Origin of the sequence: Pseudomonas sp. Q2-TVG4-2, assembly GCF_013620795.1 — a bacterium.
In the GTDB taxonomy this organism is placed as follows: Bacteria; Pseudomonadota; Gammaproteobacteria; order Pseudomonadales; family Pseudomonadaceae; genus Stutzerimonas.
Genome location: NZ_LGLW01000001.1, coordinates 698,953 through 714,367, shown reverse-complemented (window position 1 = coordinate 714,367; position 15,415 = coordinate 698,953). Strand labels below are relative to the sequence as shown.

Below are 15,415 nucleotides of genomic sequence, written 5' to 3'. Positions count from 1 at the left end.
AATCAATTTCGCGTCGGGCCGGGGAGTCGGATAAATGGCGCGGGCACAAGCCAAATCACAACCTCGCACCCGCACCCTGTTGGTCGTCGATGACCGCGAGGCCAATCTGGTGGCGATGGAAGCTCTGCTAGGCGATGGCGACTGGCAGGTGCATACGGTCAATTCTGGGGAGGCGGCGCTGCAGGCGCTGCTTGATCTGGACGTGGAGCTGGTGCTGCTGGACGTGCAGATGCCAGGCATGGATGGCTTCGAGGTTGCGCGCCTGATGCGCGGCAGCCCCCATACGCGCTACACCCCGATCATATTTGTCTCGGCCATCGCACATACGCGGGAGTCCGTGTTGCGCGGTTACGCGACGGGGGCGGTCGACTTCATCCTGAAGCCCTTCGACCCGCAGGTGCTTAAGCACAAGATCAACACCCTGCTCAGCCACGAACACAACCGGCGCGACCTGCAGCTACTGACCCAACAGCTCGACAGTGCACGAGCGTTCAATGCCTCGGTGCTGAACAACGCCGCCGAGGGCATCTTGGTGGTGGGCGAGGACGGCTACATCAGCTTCGCCAATCCGGCGATCGCGCAGATGCTGCACACCAGCATCGATGCCCTGCAGGGCACGGCCCTGATCGATCATCTCGCCGCGCCGCAGATGCCCGAGGCCTGGCGCGACACTGACTTCTACAAGCAATGGCGTAGTGGCAGTACATTCCGTCTGCACGAAGCGCAGTTATACACCGCCAATGGCGGCACCCTGCCGGTGGCCTTGTCTTCTTCGCCACTGCCTCGACAGCAGCGGTCGATGGTGGTCATCGCGCTGGATATGTCGGTGGTGCGCAACCTGCACACGCAGCTGGAAACCCAGGCGGTCACCGATTCGCTGACCGGGCTGCTGAATCGCCGAGGCTTTCATCAGGCGCTGGACTCGGCTTTGGCGCGGGTCGACCGGAACGGCAAGCGTATGGCCATCCTCTATATCGACCTCGACGGGTTCAAGCGCATCAACGATTCGCTGGGGCACGATGCGGGCGACGAGATTCTATGTCGTGTGGCGCGGGTTCTGGAAACCTGTATGCGTCCCTACGACATCATCGCGCGCATGGGGGGGGACGAGTTCACCGCGTTGCTGGATTCCCTGGAGCATCCTGAGGACGCCGCCAAGGTGGCGGAAAAGCTCATCGAGCTGATCTCGGTTCGGCATACCATCGAGGGAACCGATGTCACCCTCGGTGCCAGCATCGGTATCGCGCACTTCCCGGATTGCGGCCAGAGCGTTGAAGAGTTGCTGCGCTCAGCGGACATGGCGATGTATGAAGCCAAACGCAACGGCCGGCAACAATATCGTTTCTTCTCCAGCGAAATGAACGGGCGTGCCCATGCACGCCTGATGATGGAGGAGAATCTGCGCAACACCATCGAGCGCAATGGTTTCGCCCTGGCTTATCAGCCGCAGGTAGTACTTGAAACAGGCGAGTTGCGCGGGTTCGAGGCCTTGCTGCGTTGGGATTACGCCGGACGCGGCGAGGTCGAGCCCAACGTGTTCATCCCGCTGCTAGAGGAGACCCGGCTGATTGAGCGTGTTGGCGAATGGGCGCTACGTGAAGGGCTGGCGCAGTGTCGTGATTGGCGCGAGCGATTCGGTGACAAGCTGGTCCTGAGCTTTAACGTCAGTCCCGTGCAGTTCAGCCGGGCCGGACTGGTAGACGAGCTGCGCCGACTGCTCGACGAGTACCAGCTCGATCCTCGCCAGCTCGAACTGGAGGTGACAGAAGGTGCCCTGATGCAAGATCTTGAGCAGAGCTGCGACAAGCTTCGGCAGCTGCGGGAATTGGGCGTGAGAGTGGCGGTAGACGACTTCGGCACCGGCTATTCATCGCTGGCCTACTTGCGCCATTTTGATCTTGATACGCTGAAGATCGACCGGTTGTTCATTGCCAACATGCTCGTTTCGCCCCGTGATGCCGCGGTCGTCAGCACTATCATCGACCTGGGGCGTAACCTTGGGCTTGAAGTCATTGCCGAGGGGGTCGAAACCCTGGCCCAGCGCGATTGGCTGATAGCCCATGATTGCCAGGTGATGCAGGGCTTTCTAGTGGCACCGGGACTGGCCGTCGAGGATGCCTTGGCATTCCCGCGGACAATCGACTGGCAGCAGCTGAATCATCAAACGGCCGGCTAGCGCCGGTCGCTTCCGTCAGCGCCGTGTGAGCGATTCGATGGGTACTGGCGATGCATCGCCTCAAGCTGCGCGTCCTTATTGCTCCAGAGCTCGTTGACCCACTCCTGGAAGCTCAGTCGATAGTCCTCGTCCTGGTCGTAGCTGCGATGCAGAAACTCGGCCGGGATGGGCTGCGAGTCGATCCGCATCACCACGCGGCCGATCCGGCCACAGAGCAGATCCCAGAAGCTCGGATTACCGTCCGGGTAGTGGATGGTGATGTTGATCAGTGCCGTCAACTGCTCGCCCATCGCATCAATCACGAAAGCGATGCCGCCGGCTCTGGGTTTGAGCAGGTAACGATAGGGCGAGGACTGCTCGGTGTGCTTGTCTTCTGTGAAGCGTGTGCCTTCGAGAAAGTTGAACACCGACACCGGGTTGGTCCGGTAGCGCTCGCAAGCCTTGCGAGTGGTCGCCAGATCCTCGCCACGCTTCTCAGGGTATTTGGTCAGGTACTCCTTGCTGAAGCGCTTCATGAAGGGAAACTCCAGCGCCCACCAGCATAAGCCAATGACCGGAACCCAGATCAGTTCCTGCTTGAGGAAGAACTTCAAAATCGGCATGCGCCGGTTCAGCTGATACTGCAGCATCAGGATATCGGCCCAGCTCTGGTGATTGCTGGTGACCAGAAAGGAATGGTGCATGTCGACTTTTTCCAGGCCCTGCACATCCCACTGGGTGCGCCGCACCTGGTTCATCCAGAAACCGTTGACCGCCATCCAGGATTCGGCAATCCAATGCATGCCGAAGCGCAGCGCGCGCTGTATCCTGGGAATCGGCAGGACGAGCTTGAGCAGCGAGAGGGCGAAAAGCGGCCAGCACCAGAACAGCGTGTTCAGCGCCAGGGTCAGGCCGGCGAGGATGCCCCGCAGAGGGGCAGGAAGGACGCTCAGCATCGATTGGCTCGTATACCCGTCAATAAAGGCGGCAAGAGTACTGATTGTGCGCTGAACTGCAAGTGACCTATCACAGGGTTGGAGGGTTCGACATGCCCGGCCTCGACGGGCCGGGCGTGTCGGCGTGCCGCGTATCAGGCCTTTTGACTGTCGGCCTGCAAGGCGGTGAGGGCAATGGTGAAGACGATGTCGTCCACCAATGCACCACGGGACAGGTCGTTGACCGGCTTGCGCAGGCCTTGCAGCATCGGCCCAACGCTGATCACGTTGGCGCTGCGCTGGACCGCCTTATAGGTCGTGTTGCCGGTGTTCAGGTCGGGAAAGATGAACACGGTCGCCTGACCAGCGACCAGGCTGTTCGGCGCCTTCTGCTTGCCGACACTGGCGACCGAGGCGGCGTCGTATTGCAGCGGCCCGTCGATTGGCAGATGGGGCGCCCGCTCCTGAGCGATGCGCGTGGCTTCGGCGACCTTTTCCACCTCGGCGCCGCTGCCTGATGTCCCGGTGGAATAGCTGATCATCGCCACCCGTGGGTTGACGCCCAAGGCAACGGCCGACTCGGCGCTTTGCAGTGCGATCTCCGCCAGCTCGGTGGCGCTCGGGTTGGGGTTGACCGCGCAGTCGCCGTAGACGAGTACCTGGTCCGGCAGCAGCATGAAGAACACCGAGGACACCAGGCTGTAGCCCGGCGCGGTCTTGATCAACTGCAGCGCCGGACGAATGGTATTGGCAGTGGTATGTACGGCGCCGGAAACCAGACCGTCCACCTCGTCCAGCGCGAGCATCATGGTGCCCAGCACCACGGTGTCCTGAAGCTGCCCGCGCGCATCTTCCGGCGTCAGGCCCTTTGCCTTGCGCATCTCGCACATGGGCTCGACGTACTGGTTGATGATCAGCTCTGGATCGAGGATCTCCAGGCTGGAGGGTAGGCTGATGCCTTGCTCACGGGCGACCGCCTGAACCTCTTCCGGTTTGGCCAGTAGCACGCAACGGGCAATGCCACGTTCCTGACAGATGGCCGCCGCACGGATGGTGCGTGGCTCGTTGCCTTCCGGCAGCACGATGCGCTTGTTTGCCCGCTGGGCGCGCTTGACCAGCTGATAGCGGAACGCCGGAGGCGACAGGCGCAGCTCGCTACGCGGCACGCTGAGGCGTGTATGCAGCAGTTCGGGTTGCAGGTGCTGAGCGATGAAGTCGGTCACTTGGCTGGCGCGTTCGATGTCGTCTGCCGGCGTTTCCTTGTTCAGGGCGAACAGGTTGGTGGCCGTGTCATAGGAGCCGGTCTTCACGGTCATCACCGGTAGGCCGCCATCGAGCGCCGCCTTGCACAGTTCCAGGATGCGCGGATCTGGCGCGAAATCGCTGCACAACAGCAGACCGGCGAGTTCGACGCCGTTGAGCGAAGCCAGGCTTGCGGCGAGGATGATGTCGTCGCGGTCACCGGGGGTGACCACCAGTACCCCTGGCTGAAGCAACTGCACGGTATTGGGAACCGCGCGAGCGCACAGGACGATCTTGCTGACCCGGCGATGCTCGGCTTCCCCGGCATGAAGAATTTTGGCGTTCAGCAGCTGGGCGATATCACGGGTGCGCAGGGCGTTCAGCTCTTCGGCGTAGGGAATGGCACCAAGCAGTTGGAAGTCCGGAGTACCCAGCAGGGGGAGCTGGGCCTTGATGCGCTCGACGAAAGCAGGCACACCGTCGTCGCTCTTGACCTTGTTGAGAATCAGACCGAGCACCTTGGGATCCTTGGCACCGCCGAACAGCTGAGCCTGGATCTCGATGCGCTCAGCCATGCGTTTCAGCGTGTCGCTGCCCTGCGCGGCGATCAGGATGACCTCCGCATCCAGGCTCTTGGCCAAATGGGTATTGATTCGAGAGGTGTGGTTGAATTCCCGCGTTGGCACCATACCCTCGACAATCACCACGTCCTTGCCTGCGGCGACCTCCTGATAACGGCTGACTACATCTTCCAGAAGCAGATCGAGTTCGCCATCGGCCAGTTGGCGCTCCACCTGTTCCAGCGGCAGCGGCTCGGGCGAAGCAATGTTCAGCGCCTTCTCCACCAATACGCAGGACCGCTCGAGGCCCTGGTCGAGCGGGAAGGGTTGAGCTATGGGCTTGAAGAAACCGACCTTCAGCCCTGCACGTTCGAGCGCGCGAATCAGGCCGAGGCTGATGGAATTGAGACCGCCGCCAAAACCGCTGGGGGCAAGGAAGAGCGTGTGCATGATGTTCTCCTGTCGAGCGAAGGGCGATGGCGCAGAGGAAACCCGACGCCATCACGGACGTCGGATTGTGTGATGCGCATTCGGGTCGGGGCGTTGTCAGGCGTCAAGCAATGCCAGCGTATCCAGCGCGATCTGTCGCTCTTCATTGGTGGGCACTACCAGGACACGGGGGCTGCCTGCCGCCTGGATTTCCCCGCCGACGCCGCGGGTGCAGCGTGCGTTGGCTTCTTCGTCGAGCTCGAACTTGAAGAGCTTCAGGTGTTCCAGCGTGCGGCTGCGGACCGCTACCGAGTTCTCACCAATGCCGCCGGTAAAGATCAGACCGTCGAGCTTCGGCAAGGCGCAGGCCATGCCCGCCAGCGATTTCGCCAGGCGATAGCAGAACACCTCAAAGGCCAGATTGGCGCCCGGATGGCCAGCAACGCGTGCCTCGTAGAGGGTACGCATGTCGTTGGACAGCCCCGACAGGCCCTTCAGACCGCTGTCGTGGTTGAGGACGCGATCGATCTGCTCGAGGCTCCAGCCCAGGGTTCGGTTGAGGTAGCTGTGCAGGTTAGGGTCGACATCGCCGCTGCGCGTGCCCATTACCAGGCCTTCCAGCGGGGTGAGGCCCATGCTGGTGTCCCGGCTTTCTCCATTGACGATGGCGCAGGTCGAGCAGCCATTGCCCAGATGCGCGGTAAGCCAGCAGCTGTCATCGACTGCAAGACCGGTCATTTCGGCGGCGCGCTTGCTTACATAGTTATGGCTGGTGCCGTGGAAGCCGTAGCGGCGGACGCTGTGCTCCTTATAGAGAAATTCTGGCACGGCGTAGCGGAATGCATGTTCGGGCATTGTCTGGTGGAAAGCCGTGTCGAACACGCTCACCTGCGGCAGGCCGGGGAACAGGGCGATCGCGGCATCGATGCCGACCAGATTGGCTGGGTTGTGCAGCGGTGCCAGCTGTGCACTGTCGCGAATCGCCTTGAGCACATCTTCGTCGATCAGGCTGGAACCGGTGAAATGCTCGCCGCCATGGACCACCCGGTGGCCGATACCATCGAGTTTGCCGCCAGCGGCCTCCTGCGCGAGGGGGAGCAAGCGCTCCAGCGCGGCGCGATGATCGGCACCAGGGATATCCAGGCTTTGTTTGGCGTCGCCTAGCTGCCAATGAAGTACGGCTTCGGGGCTGCCGAGACGTTCAGCCAGACCTTGCAGTGGGAAGGCCGCTTGCGTTTCGTTGACCAGGGCGAATTTGATCGACGAACTGCCGCAGTTAATCACCAGGATGTTTCGAGCCGACATCGGTGCTCCTCGGGACGCTTATATTGTTGGAATACATCACTAGATTGCGCTCCGGATTCTGGCATAGGCCATGGAGAACCGATGTTCTCCAAAGGTTGTACATGGCACCGTCCCAGGCAGAGGCTACGGAAGTTTGTCAAGTCTGAGGTCGACCCCGTTTATCTGGGCTCGGTTCGCAATCGGCGGAGCTCGCGGTTAAACTTTGGCATCACATTCCCCAGCAAAGGTTTTGCCTCATGCAAATTGCCGCGAACAAGGCTGTGTCAATCGACTACACACTCACCAACGACGCCGGTGAGGTGATCGACAGCTCGGCCGGCGGCGCGCCGCTGGTCTACCTGCACGGTGCAGGCAACATCATCGCCGGGTTGGAAAGAGCCCTGGAAGGCAAGCAGGGCGGTGATGAAGTGAAGGTCGCCATCGAGCCGCAAGATGCCTACGGCGAGTACAGCCCGGAGCTGGTCGCTACTCTCAATCGCACCATGTTCGAGGGTGTCGACGAGCTAGAAGTAGGTATGCAGTTCCACGCGTCCGGTCCGGACGGTGGCATGCAGATCGTCACCATCCGTGACGTTGAAGGTGATGACGTGATTGTCGACGGCAACCATCCGCTGGCCGGCCAGCGTCTGAACTTCGAGGTCAAGATCGTCGACGTACGTGATGCCAGCGAAGAAGAAGTCGCTCATGGCCACGTCCATGGCGAAGGTGGCCACCAGCACTGATTCGCTCGCCGCAAGGCGGGTGGCAAGGCTCGATCGAGATGATCGGCCGATGGAAGCGCTTCGGTAATACCGGAGCGCTTTTTTACCCTCTGGAGAAGAGAGAATGAGCGCGTTCCACGAGTTGGTTCTACCCGGCCTCGCTGGCCAGGAGCTGCCCCTTGCGGCGCTGAGAAATCAGCTGACGCTGGTGGTCAATGTGGCGTCCGAATGCGGGTTGACCCCTCAGTATGCGGGCCTGCAAACACTGCATCAGCGTTATCAGGATCGTGGCTTCGGAGTGCTTGGCATTCCATGCAATCAGTTCGCCGCGCAGGAGCCCGGCAGCGACGCGGAGATTCTGCAGTTCTGCAACGAGAACTATGGCATCACTTTTCCGCTGAGTGGCAAGCTCGAGGTCAACGGCCCGCAACGTCATCCGCTGTACCGTCTGTTGGCAGGCGAAGGGGCTGATTTTCCCGGTGACATCACCTGGAACTTCGAGAAGTTTCTCGTCGACAAGGACGGTCGCGTACTGGCGCGCTTCTCACCTCGGACTGCTCCGGATGATCCGGCGTTGATCCAGGCGATCGAAAGCGCACTCGCCTGACGCCCACCTCGCGTTGCGCAGCGGTATCTGCCGCTGCGTCTGTTTCTTACCGACCACCTCACACCCTGTCGCACTTGTTATTGCTGAATCATGGCGACGCCATAAGCGCCATGGATGGTGCTGTTCGCACGAGACGACCGGTCATATGCTCGGTTTCATGAACAGCCGAGCTCGAATCGACAAGCGCGAACTGATCCTGGCCAAAGGCGCGCAGGTGATGACCCGTCGTGGTTATCACGGCACCGGCGTGCTGGAAATCGTCCAGGCCGCTGGCATCCCCAAGGGATCCTTCTATCACTACTTCGCCAGCAAGGAAGATTTCGCCCTGCAGGCGCTGGACCATCTCTATACGCCACGTTTGGAGCGCGACCAGGCTGCGCTTGCCAATACAGCGTTGAGCCCGCGTGAGCGAATCCTCGGTCATTACGCTGAGCTGGTCGCTCATTTCGCTCGCCAGGCGTGCCCGGAATATCACTGTTTCATTGGCAGCCTCAGTTTCGAGATGGCCGAGCTGTCGCAACCGATCGGGCGCCGGGTTGAGGTCATTCTGCTGCGTTCCGTCGAGGTGCTGGCTGCGTGTCTCGAGCAAGCTCAGGATGCCGGTGAAATCGATCCGACTACCGATTGCCAGGCGCTTGCCGAGTTCATCGGCAATGCCTGGGAGGGTGCCCTGCTGCGCATGAAAGTGGGCCGCAGTGTCGTGCCGCTGGACGTTTTCCTGACCCAGCTGGAGCGTCTACTGACGCTTCGCTGATTCTTTTGTGGCGAGCGGTGAGATGACCGGTCGCTTTAACATCCATGATCAACAAAGGAGACAACCATGACCGCAGCCGTAAACGCCCTGTTTCAGCCTTTCCAGCTCGGCAGCCTGCAACTGCCGACGCGTGTGGTAATGGCGCCGATGACCCGTTCCTTCTCTCCGAAGGGTGTGCCAACCGCAGACGTCGTCGAGTACTACCGCCGGCGTGCCGCTTCAGGCGTCGGGTTGATCATTACAGAGGGCACTACGGTGGGTCACGAGGCCGCCAATGGCTATCCGCAAGTGCCACGCTTTTACGGTGAGGACGCTCTGGCTGGCTGGAAGGCTGTGGTCGAGGCCGTACATGGCGCAGGCGGAAAGATCGTTCCGCAGCTCTGGCACGTAGGCAACGTGCGCCGCAAGGGCACCGAGCCGGAGCCGGAGGTGGTGGGATACGGGCCGATGGAGAAGTGCAAGGACGGCCAGGTCGTCGTGCATGGTATGACCAAGCAGGATATCCAGGACGTGACCACCGCGTTTGCCCAGGCCGCTGTCGATGCCAAGGCCATTGGCATGGATGGCGTCGAGATCCATGGCGCTCATGGTTATCTGATCGACCAGTTCTTCTGGGAGGGCAGCAATCAGCGCACCGATGAATACGGTGGCAGCCTGGCCAATCGCTCACGCTTCGCGATCGAGCTGATCGAGACCGTGCGGGCAGCGGTGGGCCCGAACTTCCCGATCATCTTCCGCTTCTCGCAGTGGAAGCAGCAGGACTACACCGCACGCCTGGTGGCCACACCGGAAGCGCTGGGTGAGTTTCTCGCGCCGCTGTCGGCGGCGGGTGTAGACATCTTTCATTGCTCGACGCGCCGTTTCTGGGAGTCGGAGTTCGAAGGCTCGGACCTCAATCTGGCGGGCTGGACCCGCCAGCTGACCGGCAAACCGACGATTACCGTCGGCAGCGTAGGCCTGGATGGCGAATTCCTTCAGTTCATGGTCAAGACCGACAAGGTGGCGCAGCCGGCCAATATCGAAGGCCTGCTTGAGCGCCTGAACAAGGAGGAGTTCGACTTGGTCGCGGTGGGGCGCGCCCTGATCTGCGATCCCGACTGGGCACTGAAAGTCCGCGAAGGGCGCATGCAGGATATTCTGCCGTTCAGCCGCGAGGCGCTGAAGACTCTGGCTTGATCGGGTTTGTAAGCATCCATCCGGTAACGACGGTCGGCTCACTGCTCGACTCGCTGTTGCGGGATGGGTCTGCAAGCCTGGTGAAGCGCGGCATGGCATCGCCTATCCCGGGCGCTACTCCGACGCGCCGGGGTAGCCGGACTGCTTGAGCAGTGTCGCCAGATGCACCGCGTTGCGTGCCAGCATCGCGTTGGTCTTGGCGATCTTCTCGCCGGGATCGTCCACGTCCTTGTAGTCGATCGAGCCCATCGCCTGCCCGACCCAGTAGGTACAGCCATTGGCGGGAATGGTGAAACCTACGTCATTCAGCCCCTGATAGAGCTCGGCCACCACATGGTGGGCGCCATCCTCATTGCCAACCACGGCTACGCACGCAATCCGACCGTAGGAGACCATCCGCTGCTGGTCGTCCACTTCGCCGAGAAATGCATCGAGTCGCTCAAGCACCCGCTGACAGATACTGGATGGGTGTCCCAGCCAGATGGGCGTGCCCAGCAACAAAATATCGGCCGCGAGGATCTTTTCACGGATCGCCGGCCAGTCGTCGCCCGCTCCCTCATCAGACGTCACGCCCGGTTTAATGTTGAAATCCACGGCGCGTATCTGCTCGCAGGTGACTCCGAGCTTTTCCAGCTCACGTTCAGCCTGGCTCAGCAGCAGACCGCAGGAAGAGGCGTTGGAGGATGGTTTGAGCGTGCAGTTGATAGCCAGGGCGGAAAGCGCCATTGCGGGACTCCTGAACCAAGGGTGTTCAAATCTAGACACCCCTGTGGTTCGCAGTTCACTGGTCGGCGACGGGCACCGGATACTTCCTGCCGCCTTCGCGCACCCAGAACAGGGTTGCGCCAGCCACCGCCGCCGGCATGATCAGCAAGTTCAGCACCGGTATGAGTAGCGCGGCGTAAGTCACCGCACCGAAACTCAGGCTCTTCCAGCGCCGTTGACGCAACCAGACCATCATCTCGGCCCAGCTCATCTTGTTGTTGTCCGCTGGATAATCGATGTATTGCACCGCCATCATCCAGACGCCGAACAACAGCCACAGCGGCGCGGCGAAAAGGTTGGCCACTGGGATGAAGCTCAGAATCAGCAATGCCAGCGCCCGCGGTGCGAAATAGGCCAGCTTGCGCGCCTCACGGCCGATGGTGCGTGGCAGCATCGCCAGCAATTCGGCCCAGCTGAACGGTGGCGAGCTGTCCTCGCCCCGCGCGACCGTTTCGACCTTCTCGGCAAGAAAGCCGTTGAACGGAGCGGCGATGATGTTAGCGAGCATGGTGAAGGTGAAAAACACCATCAACACCACCAAGATCACGAACAGCGGCCAGAGGATATATTCCAGAAACGTCAGCCACTCGGGCAGGCTCGGCATGAAGGCATCGACCCACCCACCAAACTGACGCAGGGCGAGGTAGACGAGCCCGCTGAACAGCAGCAGGTTTACCGTCAGCGGCAAGATGACGAACAGTCGTAAACCTGGGCTCAGGATAAGCTTCAGACCTTCACGCAGGTACTGCGGGCCGGAAAGGGCAGCGATGGGCATAGGCATACTCGAAGGAAACCGGTCCGGACCTTACCGGCTTTGTTGCGGTGGGAAAAGCCCGGCGACTGCCAGAATTGCCCGATAGGGATCGCCTATCCAGGCAATCGAGACTTCGCAATGGCCAACGTTGCGCCAGATGATCGGACTTGGCCTGGAAAACGCCTCTTTGGTTTAGGGCCGTCCGCTATCAAGCCTTCCCCAAGTGCCTGGCAGGCCCTCTTTTTATTTCTCGTCGAAATTGATCGGTTTGCGCCGCAACGGCTGCTGATCGAAGCGCACACCCGGCAGCCCCGTTTCCATCAGGGCGCGGATGTTGCGATGGTCGGTTCCGCTGGGATTCTCCAGGACCGATTGATAATGTTCACCGAACGCCAGTAGCGCCTCCTCGGTGGTGAATCCTTCCAGTACGGCCAGCCCGAGCGCCTTACACGAGCCTTCGTTTTCTCCGGCGGCATTTTCTACGTTGCCATTGAAGAAGCGGCTTGGCTGATAGTCATAGGCGCTGGCGATGAACGCCAATGTCTCGCTGAAGTGATGGTTACGGTTGCGCAAGCTGGCGCGAAAATCCCTGAGATCGGTCATGGCTTCTGACTCTTGTCGAAGGTGGCCTGTTGCTCTGGCGTTGCGTCCTTCTGGTAGCGCTTTTTCCATTCGGTGTAGGGCATGCCATAGACCTCTTCGCGAGCTTCGTCGATGCTGACTTCAATATCCAGGTCATCGGCGGCAGCCTTGTACCACTTCGACAGGCAGTTGCGGCAGAAGCCGGCCAGGTTCATCAGGTCGATGTTCTGCGCGTCCGGGCGACTGCGCAGATGCTGGACCAGGCGGCGAAAGGCGGCGGCTTCGAGTTCGGTGCGTTCTTGATCATTCATTTTGCTGGGTCTCGGCGTTGCAGACGTGGGCGGGATCATAACCTTGACGCGTGCCCTGAGCCAGATGGCGGCGGGGAACTTTATCGCGCTTGCCCGTCTCCGCTGAAAGGGATGGCCAACCGGTCGTCCGCAGCCGAGGAGACGGGATGTGATCGGAAAAAGACATTGGGTAATTGCCGAAGGCTATCTGCCCGCGCTGGGGCCGAAGCCCGACGAACCAGCGCTGCGCAGCCACGAGACGGCCTGCATTCTCAATACCGGACCGCTGGAGGCGGAAATCGAGCTGACGTTGTACTTCGCTGATCGCGAGCCGGTCGGCCCATACGAAATACGGGTACCTGCACGGCGAACCCTGCATCTTCGTTTCGATGACCTGAACACCCCGAAGGCGGTGCCGCGCGAGACTGATTACGCCAGCGTGTTCGTCTCCAGCGTGCCGGTGGTTATCCAGCACACCCGACTTGATGCCCGCAGCGGCGATCGGGCGCTGATGACCACCCTGGCCTACGGCAGAGACTGATGGAGCGATTCAGTCGCGGTGCGCGGCCAGGGTGATCGACACCGATTCGGCGAAGCGCAGGGCGTGGGGCTTGTCGACTTCGACTTCGGCGTAGCGTACTTGCGGATGCGCCATGACCAGGTCGAGGATCTCCTGGGTGAGCCGCTCGAGAAGGGCGAAGCGATTGTCTTCGACGTGCTGGATGATCGCCTTGGTGATGGTGCGGTAGTTCAGCGCATGCTCGATGTCGTTGTCGCGCACGGCGTCGGCTGCGGGATAGAGCATCGTCAGATTGATCAACACATCCTGCCTGTTGAGAATTTCCTCTTCCTTGATGCCGATGAAGGTACGTAGTCGCAGGTCTTTGACGCGGATGCGCGCCATAGCGGGTTCCAATCGGGGCATGGGATTCCTTCGCGTATCAAATCAGGTGACGGCCACCATTGACGGCCAGCGTGGTGCCGGTGACATAGGGATTATCCAGCAGATAGCGCAGACTCTGGTAGACCACTTCAGCGCCGGGTTCGATACCCAGCGAGGATTTCGCCAGCGCCTTGCGTCGATATTCGTCATCGTCGCCTTCGTTGAACTGTATCAGGGCCGGGGCTATGCCGTTGACCTTGATGGCCGGCGCCAGACGAGCCGCAAATGAAAGCGTGAGATTGTCCAGCCCGGCTTTGCTGGCGGCATAGGCGATGTGCTTTTTGCTGCCGACACGGGTGACATCGTCACCGATGTGGATGATGTCCGCCGGGCCACCGTGTTGCAGCAGCTCGGCGCAATGAAGGTTGATCAGGTAGGGCGCGAGCATGTGTACCTCGAACATACGCTGGAACACTTCGGCTTCTTGTCCCGGTGTCTCGATATGCCAGTCCGATGCGTTGTGGACAATCGCGCGCAGCGTGCGGGTCTGCTGTTTCAATGCAGCGATAAAGGCATGAATGCCGGGAGCGCCGGAAAAGTCCGCCGGCAACGTCACGGCACCTCGCTCGCGCAGCCGATCGAGGCTTGCTCGCGGTGTGCGGTAGCTGATGATCACGGGCTGCCCGTCATCAAGCAGGCGCTCGGCGCAATGCAAGCCAATGCGCTGGCTGGCGCCGGTAATCAGGATCGGGGCCGTTGGCTCGGTCATGGATTCACAGGAAATCGAAGGTTGAATGTCGTACACGGCTCATCTGAGGCCGGAATACGTGGCCTGCCAGCTTACACCAGGTACCCGCCACGGCACTTACGGGTCACAGCGCGTCATGGCTTTCGCTTGGCTTGCGACAAGCTGAGCAAATTATGTGGCTAGGAGCGCTCGGGTGCGTCGGCGAGCACCTCGTCGGGGAGCTCTGGCTGAAGCTCTGGGTGTAGTCGTTGATGCTGCTCATACAGATACGAGCGGATGCGTTCGGCATCTTTGTCCTGTGGATATTCGACCTCGTAGGCGGTCATTCCGTCTTCGGTATCGCGGACCCGGTGCGCGTCGACTTCGAGTGAGGCCTCGCCCGGGAGCGCCAGGCGCAGGTGAAGATGTTTGGGCGCCTTGTGCTTAGGACCGGGGTCTACCAACAGGCCATTGGGGGATAGTTCATGGACGCTCAACGCTGTCTCGTTGCCGTCGTTGGAGAGCAGCGGCAGCGGTTCATCGAGATGCAGGCGCCAGGCCCGGAGCACCGGTCCGCGTTCATAGATTGTCGGCGGTGCGAGTTGCAACTGGATCGTATGGAACTCGTCCTGGTTCAGCTGGAGCGGGAACGACATGCAATAGTCGTCGAGCTCGGCTTCGAGTGTCAGGTTGGCTTTTGCGGCCAGTTGCAACAGCAGCGCATTGGCTTTATCACCGCCGTCCAGTTTAAAGCCGGCCCGCGTTTCCCCCGGCTCGACCGGCGAGCCGCTCACGAGCTCGTTTATATATGCCAGCTCGGCGCTGGTGAGAACAGTTTTCTTCGGCATCTCGATTTCCCTCTCAAGGGCAGCAGGACAGGCCTGCCCATGCCTTCGTCGCTCCGGTGCGCTCTTCGAGGGGATGCCCCCCCCTGAGATCCGCTGTCTGGCTCGCCTTTGCGACAACGCTGATGCTGCGTAATTCCCTGCTCCCACGTCGCAGCGCTCACTTCTGCCAGTGTAGAACTGCCCACGCGAGGACGATGCGCCCAATGCGGCATAATGGTCCGCTTCATTTCGCAACGGAGTTCACCATGAAAGTTGCCATTCTCTCCGGTACGGTCTACGGCACAGCCGAAGACGTCGCCCGCCATGCCGCCACTGTGCTGAAGACGGCCGGCTTCGATACCTGGCATGACCCGCGCGCGCAACTCGCCCAGGTCATCGAGTTTGCGCCGCAAGCGCTGCTGGTCGTGACTGCCACTACTGGCATGGGTGAGCTGCCGGATAACTTCGTCCCGCTGTATTCAGCCATCCGCGATCAGTTTCCGGACTGGCAAGGCTTGCCAGGCGGCGTCATCGCGCTGGGCGACGCCAGCTATGGCGACACGTTCTGCGGTGCCGGTGAACTGGTCCGTGAGCTGTTTGCCGAACTCGGCGTGCGCGAAGTACAGGACATGCTGCGTCTCGATGCGAGTGAAACGGTCACCCCCGAAACTGACGCCGAGCCCTGGCTGGAACGCTTCGCGTCAGCCCTGCGGGGCTGAGCGA

Annotated in this window: 17 protein-coding genes; 7 read left to right on the top strand and 10 right to left on the bottom strand. The window is 61.0% G+C overall.

Annotated elements, in window-relative coordinates; all coding sequences use genetic code 11:
- Positions 1–34 precede the first annotated feature (34 nt).
- Positions 35–2,176, top strand: coding sequence for a bifunctional diguanylate cyclase/phosphodiesterase (locus H3028_RS03545; protein WP_181295689.1), 2,142 nt, complete (start codon positions 35–37; stop codon positions 2,174–2,176).
- Here H3028_RS03545 and H3028_RS03540 read toward each other — a convergent pair.
- The 3 genes from H3028_RS03540 to H3028_RS03530 form a co-directional block, all read right to left on the bottom strand.
- Complete coding sequence (locus tag H3028_RS03540; protein ID WP_181295688.1) at positions 2,173–3,111, bottom strand: acyltransferase; 939 nt, start codon at positions 3,109–3,111, stop codon at positions 2,173–2,175. The two genes, H3028_RS03545 and H3028_RS03540, sit on opposite strands and share 4 nt — an antisense overlap.
- A gap of 134 nt (positions 3,112–3,245) precedes the next feature.
- Positions 3,246–5,342, bottom strand: a complete 2,097-nt coding sequence (pta, locus tag H3028_RS03535) for a phosphate acetyltransferase (protein ID WP_181295687.1) — start codon at positions 5,340–5,342, stop codon at positions 3,246–3,248.
- Between the two features lie 96 nt (positions 5,343–5,438).
- Entirely contained in the window at positions 5,439–6,626 is a 1,188-nt protein-coding gene (locus H3028_RS03530; protein WP_181295686.1) for an acetate kinase, read from the bottom strand.
- A 236-nt stretch (positions 6,627–6,862) separates the two neighbouring features.
- On the opposite strand from H3028_RS03530, the gene H3028_RS03525 reads away from it, so the two are divergent.
- The 4 genes from H3028_RS03525 (at position 6,863) to H3028_RS03510 (ending at position 9,864) form a co-directional block, all read left to right on the top strand.
- Positions 6,863–7,348, top strand: a complete 486-nt coding sequence (locus tag H3028_RS03525) for a peptidylprolyl isomerase (RefSeq protein WP_181295685.1) — start codon at positions 6,863–6,865, stop codon at positions 7,346–7,348.
- 103 nt (positions 7,349–7,451) lie between these two features.
- Entirely contained in the window at positions 7,452–7,934 is a 483-nt protein-coding gene (locus H3028_RS03520) for a glutathione peroxidase (protein ID WP_181295684.1), read from the top strand.
- Between the two features lie 157 nt (positions 7,935–8,091).
- Complete coding sequence (locus tag H3028_RS03515) at positions 8,092–8,688, top strand: TetR/AcrR family transcriptional regulator (protein ID WP_181295971.1); 597 nt, start codon at positions 8,092–8,094, stop codon at positions 8,686–8,688.
- 66 nt (positions 8,689–8,754) lie between these two features.
- On the top strand, positions 8,755–9,864 hold the full coding sequence (locus H3028_RS03510; protein ID WP_181295683.1) for an NADH:flavin oxidoreductase: 1,110 nt from the start codon (positions 8,755–8,757) through the stop codon (positions 9,862–9,864).
- Between the two features lie 114 nt (positions 9,865–9,978).
- On the opposite strand, the gene H3028_RS03505 is transcribed toward H3028_RS03510, so the two are convergent.
- The 4 genes from H3028_RS03505 to H3028_RS03490 form a co-directional block, all read right to left on the bottom strand.
- Positions 9,979–10,590 carry a flavodoxin family protein gene (locus H3028_RS03505; protein ID WP_181295682.1) on the bottom strand — a complete coding sequence of 204 codons (612 nt, stop codon included), beginning with the start codon at positions 10,588–10,590 and terminating at the stop codon, positions 9,979–9,981.
- A 55-nt stretch (positions 10,591–10,645) separates the two neighbouring features.
- A complete protein-coding gene (gene cysZ, locus H3028_RS03500; protein WP_181295681.1) occupies positions 10,646–11,404 on the bottom strand; it encodes a sulfate transporter CysZ in 759 nt (252 codons plus the stop codon).
- Between the two features lie 222 nt (positions 11,405–11,626).
- Complete coding sequence (locus tag H3028_RS03495; RefSeq protein WP_181295680.1) at positions 11,627–11,986, bottom strand: HopJ type III effector protein; 360 nt, start codon at positions 11,984–11,986, stop codon at positions 11,627–11,629.
- The gene (locus tag H3028_RS03490) at positions 11,983–12,276 is read right to left on the bottom strand and encodes a DUF1244 domain-containing protein (protein ID WP_181295679.1); all 294 of its coding nucleotides are present in this window, start codon (positions 12,274–12,276) and stop codon (positions 11,983–11,985) included. The genes H3028_RS03495 and H3028_RS03490 overlap by 4 nt, the downstream gene beginning before the upstream one ends.
- A 148-nt stretch (positions 12,277–12,424) precedes the next feature.
- Between H3028_RS03490 and H3028_RS03485 the strand changes: the two genes are divergently transcribed.
- Positions 12,425–12,796: a sensory rhodopsin transducer gene (locus tag H3028_RS03485; protein WP_181295678.1), complete on the top strand. Its 372-nt coding sequence runs from the start codon at positions 12,425–12,427 to the stop codon at positions 12,794–12,796.
- A 9-nt stretch (positions 12,797–12,805) separates the two neighbouring features.
- On the opposite strand, the gene folX is transcribed toward H3028_RS03485, so the two are convergent.
- The 3 genes from folX to H3028_RS03470 all read right to left on the bottom strand — a co-directional run bounded on the left by folX (position 12,806) and on the right by H3028_RS03470 (position 14,713).
- Positions 12,806–13,180: a dihydroneopterin triphosphate 2'-epimerase gene (folX, locus tag H3028_RS03480; RefSeq protein WP_168423530.1), complete on the bottom strand. Its 375-nt coding sequence runs from the start codon at positions 13,178–13,180 to the stop codon at positions 12,806–12,808.
- 16 nt (positions 13,181–13,196) lie between these two features.
- Positions 13,197–13,907 carry a dihydromonapterin reductase gene (folM, locus tag H3028_RS03475; RefSeq protein WP_181295677.1) on the bottom strand — a complete coding sequence of 237 codons (711 nt, stop codon included), beginning with the start codon at positions 13,905–13,907 and terminating at the stop codon, positions 13,197–13,199.
- 158 nt (positions 13,908–14,065) lie between these two features.
- Positions 14,066–14,713: a PilZ domain-containing protein gene (locus H3028_RS03470; RefSeq protein ID WP_181295676.1), complete on the bottom strand. Its 648-nt coding sequence runs from the start codon at positions 14,711–14,713 to the stop codon at positions 14,066–14,068.
- Positions 14,714–14,958: 245 nt separating this feature from the next.
- On the opposite strand from H3028_RS03470, the gene H3028_RS03465 reads away from it, so the two are divergent.
- Entirely contained in the window at positions 14,959–15,411 is a 453-nt protein-coding gene (locus H3028_RS03465) for a flavodoxin (protein WP_181295675.1), read from the top strand.
- Positions 15,412–15,415 lie beyond the last annotated feature (4 nt).

Bases quoted from the DNA above. Each gene is read 5' to 3' on its own strand.
- H3028_RS03515 (WP_181295971.1), top strand. From the start codon at position 8,092: ATGAACAGCCGAGCTCGAATCGACAAGCGCGAACTGATCCTGGCCAAA.
- folX (WP_168423530.1), bottom strand. From the start codon at position 13,180: ATGCCCCGATTGGAACCCGCTATGGCGCGCATCCGCGTCAAAGACCTG.
- H3028_RS03505 (WP_181295682.1), bottom strand. From the start codon at position 10,590: ATGGCGCTTTCCGCCCTGGCTATCAACTGCACGCTCAAACCATCCTCC.
- cysZ (WP_181295681.1), bottom strand. From the start codon at position 11,404: ATGCCCATCGCTGCCCTTTCCGGCCCGCAGTACCTGCGTGAAGGTCTG.
- H3028_RS03495 (WP_181295680.1), bottom strand. From the start codon at position 11,986: ATGACCGATCTCAGGGATTTTCGCGCCAGCTTGCGCAACCGTAACCAT.
- H3028_RS03490 (WP_181295679.1), bottom strand. From the start codon at position 12,276: ATGAATGATCAAGAACGCACCGAACTCGAAGCCGCCGCCTTTCGCCGC.
- H3028_RS03530 (WP_181295686.1), bottom strand. From the start codon at position 6,626: ATGTCGGCTCGAAACATCCTGGTGATTAACTGCGGCAGTTCGTCGATC.
- H3028_RS03465 (WP_181295675.1), top strand. From the start codon at position 14,959: ATGAAAGTTGCCATTCTCTCCGGTACGGTCTACGGCACAGCCGAAGAC.
- pta (WP_181295687.1), bottom strand. From the start codon at position 5,342: ATGCACACGCTCTTCCTTGCCCCCAGCGGTTTTGGCGGCGGTCTCAAT.
- H3028_RS03470 (WP_181295676.1), bottom strand. From the start codon at position 14,713: ATGCCGAAGAAAACTGTTCTCACCAGCGCCGAGCTGGCATATATAAAC.
- H3028_RS03545 (WP_181295689.1), top strand. From the start codon at position 35: ATGGCGCGGGCACAAGCCAAATCACAACCTCGCACCCGCACCCTGTTG.
- H3028_RS03520 (WP_181295684.1), top strand. From the start codon at position 7,452: ATGAGCGCGTTCCACGAGTTGGTTCTACCCGGCCTCGCTGGCCAGGAG.
- H3028_RS03540 (WP_181295688.1), bottom strand. From the start codon at position 3,111: ATGCTGAGCGTCCTTCCTGCCCCTCTGCGGGGCATCCTCGCCGGCCTG.
- folM (WP_181295677.1), bottom strand. From the start codon at position 13,907: ATGACCGAGCCAACGGCCCCGATCCTGATTACCGGCGCCAGCCAGCGC.
- H3028_RS03510 (WP_181295683.1), top strand. From the start codon at position 8,755: ATGACCGCAGCCGTAAACGCCCTGTTTCAGCCTTTCCAGCTCGGCAGC.
- H3028_RS03525 (WP_181295685.1), top strand. From the start codon at position 6,863: ATGCAAATTGCCGCGAACAAGGCTGTGTCAATCGACTACACACTCACC.